The following is a 2892-nucleotide window of genomic DNA, read 5'->3' on the forward strand; positions in this document are numbered from 1 at the left end:
GTCAGGCACCCCCGTGCTGGTCGGCGGCGCCGACTATCCGGTTGCACTGCTCGGCTCAGGCGCTTGTCGGCCGGGAATGGGTTCCGACAGCACCGGCACGGGCGCGATCATCACGGCGATCGCAGAGAAGCCGCTGCTTGACCCGGAAATCTCGAACGTTGCGACGATCGAAGGCAACTGGGCGCAATTCGTGCTGCTGGAGACCGGTGGCGACGGCATGCGCTGGGCACGCCGCGCCTTCCACAGCAACGCGCTGTCCTATGACGAGATCGTCGCCTGCGCCGCCGAGGCACCCGCCGGTTGCGACGCATTGCTCTTCATGCCCTTTCTCACCGGCGAGCGCCTGGGGCGCCATCGCAACGCCCGCGCGCAGTTCTTCGGATTGGGCGCCGGGCATGGCATGGAACATCTGCACCGCTCGATCCTGGAAGGCATCGCCTTTGCCATGACGCGTCACATCCGCATCATGGAACGCGCGTCAAACAAGCCGCTGGAGCGCGTTATCGCCGCGGGTGGCGGGGCGCGCACCGAACTCTGGCTGAAGATCAAGGCAAGTGCCTTCAACATTCCGATTCTGGTTCCGCGGGAGCCCGAATGCGGCATTGTCGGCTGTGCCGCGATGGCCGCGAAGGCGACCGGCCGCTTCTCGCGCGTCGAACAGGCGGCCGAGAGCTTCGTGAGCTACGGCGCCGAAATCCTGCCGGACCCCAGATGGGCCGAGACCTACAGGCGCACCCAACCCGTTTTCGACAAGCTCTACTATCACAGCCAGGCGCTCTACGACGACATCGACACGCTGGCGGCGGCGACGCGGCCGACGCAGCCGTGACGCATCTCAGGCCTGTGGAGCCGTGCCTGCAGCGACAGACCTGGCAATCACGACGCATCCCGTCTGGGATGCATCGGGCCGATTGACTCAGTTGTGGCGGATTTCCGTTCCCAGCACCTTCAGGCACTCGCGGATGAACGCGGCAAGTGCGGTCCAGCCCTTTGCCGAGACCATCGTTCCGTCGACATAGGCCTCAGTCGGGGACAGGTCGATATAGGTTCCGCCGGCGAGGGTCACTTCCGGCTCGCAGGCAGCCAGCGCACCTACTTTCTTCCCACGCACGACGCCGTCGACCGCGATCAGGATCTGGACGCCATGGCAGATCGTAAAGATCGGCTTCTTGTTTTCGTGGAAATGGCGGACTATCGCCTGCACGCGCTTATCGGTGCGGATGTACTCGGGGCCACGACCGCCCGCGCAATACACGGCATGATACTGGTCGAGCTGTTTTTCCGCCTCCGAAAAGGTTTTGTTCAGCAAAGCATAGTGGCCGGGTTTTTCGGTGTAGGTTTGGTCACCTTCGAAATCGTGAAGCGACGTCTTGATCAGGTCTCCGGCGTTCTTGTCAGGGCAGACAACGTGGACGATGTGGCCGACGGCCTCCATCGCCTGCTGATAGACGAAGATCTCGTATTCTTCGGTAAACTCACCGGTCAACATCAGTATTTTCTTGCCTGGCATGGTCGGTTCCTCGTTTTGTGAATGGAAGTCGGGCGGGCATTGCACTCGCCCGGCGGCGCGGGTCTCAGAAAAGGGAACCCGGGATGTCCCGGGCGTTTACCTGCATTATCAACGATGCATCCAGCTTGACGGCGGCGCTCCCGATGTGGACGGTGACGGACATCGTGACAGTCTCAATCGAACGCTAGCAGCAAACGATCACGAGAATGCTCGATATGACGGCGCATTGCCTGTTCCGCCGCAGCGGGATCGGAGGCAGCGAAGGCGGCCAGGATGGCCTCATGCTCGTCGAGCGCTTCCTCGGTAACGCGTGAATGGAACATCAGGCGGAAGATGTGGAAATGCGTGTGCTGGAATGCGAGAGTCTCGCGCACGAGATCATTGTTGGCAAATTCCATGATCCTGTCGTGGAAAATGGCGTCCTGCCGCGCGAAGTTTGAGTAACGCAGGCGTTCATCCTTGCCTTCGCGGCGCGCCATGCCCCCTGCGGACTCTTGAAGCACCGCAAGTTTCGCCTCATCCATCAATGCGGCTGCTTTGGCCGCCCCATGCGGCTCGAGCAGCAGGCGAAGCTCATAAAGTTCGTCAAATCGGCGCTTGGTTATCTGCGGCGCGGCGCGGTAGCCGATCAAATGTGTCTTCAGCACAAGGCCTTCGCCTTCGAGGCGGCCAAGCGCTTCACGGATTGGCGTGTGGGATACATCGAGTTCCTTGACCAGACTGTCGACGGTGATCCGTGAGCCAGGCGCGATCTTCAGTGACATGAGTTGCGCGAAGATCGCTTCATACACGTCCTCGACTAGGCTGTTGGATCGCTGGATGCGTCCGCTAGCGGGGTCGGCATCTCGGGCATTGCTTAAGTTCATGACCTGCATCTTTGCCTCTTGACAGGATCACTGGCTAACACGATGCTTCGCTCAATACAATCCTATATCATATACGATTTAATACAGGATATTAGGGCCGAGCTCGGCGAGCTTTCGCTTTCCACTCCCAACATCATCGAGGGACGAACATGAGCCTCTTCGCTGCCGTAAGGCTCCCGCGTGAGATCCTCTTCGGGAAGGGCCAGCGCCATGTCATTCCAACCGTTGCAGCCAGGCTGGGCCGGCGCGCTCTTGTCTGTACGGACGAGCGCTTTGCCGCAACTGTCGCCTTCGCAGAGATCATGGAGGCGCTCGAGTGCGCATCGATCGATGTGCTGGTGCACGACCGTGTGCTGCCCGATGTGCCACGAGACACGGTTGCCGTCTGCGTAGAGATGGCGCGAGAGTTTGCGCCGGACATGGTGATCGGCATAGGAGGTGGCAGTTGTCTCGATATGGCCAAATGCGCCGCGTTGCTCATCAGTCACGGCGGCCTGCTCCAGGACTACTACGGCG

The 2892-nt window shown here is 60.9% G+C and carries 4 protein-coding genes; 2 read left to right on the forward strand and 2 right to left on the reverse strand.

All coding sequences use genetic code 11. The features are described 5' to 3' along the window. Positions 1 to 829 (forward strand): FGGY-family carbohydrate kinase (locus EOA86_RS28935; protein WP_245497408.1); only part of this gene is annotated, 829 nt, incomplete at its 5' end. Between the two features lie 87 nt (positions 830 to 916). Here the strand turns inward: EOA86_RS28935 and EOA86_RS28940 are convergent. Together EOA86_RS28940 and EOA86_RS28945 are read right to left on the reverse strand one after the other, a co-directional pair. Beyond that, the gene (locus EOA86_RS28940; protein WP_029350441.1) at positions 917 to 1510 is read right to left on the reverse strand and encodes a DJ-1/PfpI family protein; all 594 of its coding nucleotides are present in this window, start codon (positions 1508 to 1510) and stop codon (positions 917 to 919) included. A gap of 173 nt (positions 1511 to 1683) precedes the next feature. After that, on the reverse strand, positions 1684 to 2385 hold the full coding sequence (locus EOA86_RS28945) for a GntR family transcriptional regulator (RefSeq protein ID WP_128344793.1): 702 nt from the start codon (positions 2383 to 2385) through the stop codon (positions 1684 to 1686). Positions 2386 to 2525: 140 nt separating this feature from the next. Here EOA86_RS28945 and EOA86_RS28950 point away from each other — a divergent pair. After that, positions 2526 to 2892: iron-containing alcohol dehydrogenase (locus EOA86_RS28950; protein WP_128344795.1), on the forward strand; the 367-nt coding region annotated here is incomplete at its 3' end.

The sequence above is a fragment of the Mesorhizobium sp. M5C.F.Ca.IN.020.32.2.1 genome (genome assembly GCF_004023105.1).
Taxonomy (GTDB): domain Bacteria; phylum Pseudomonadota; class Alphaproteobacteria; order Rhizobiales; family Rhizobiaceae; genus Mesorhizobium; species Mesorhizobium wenxiniae.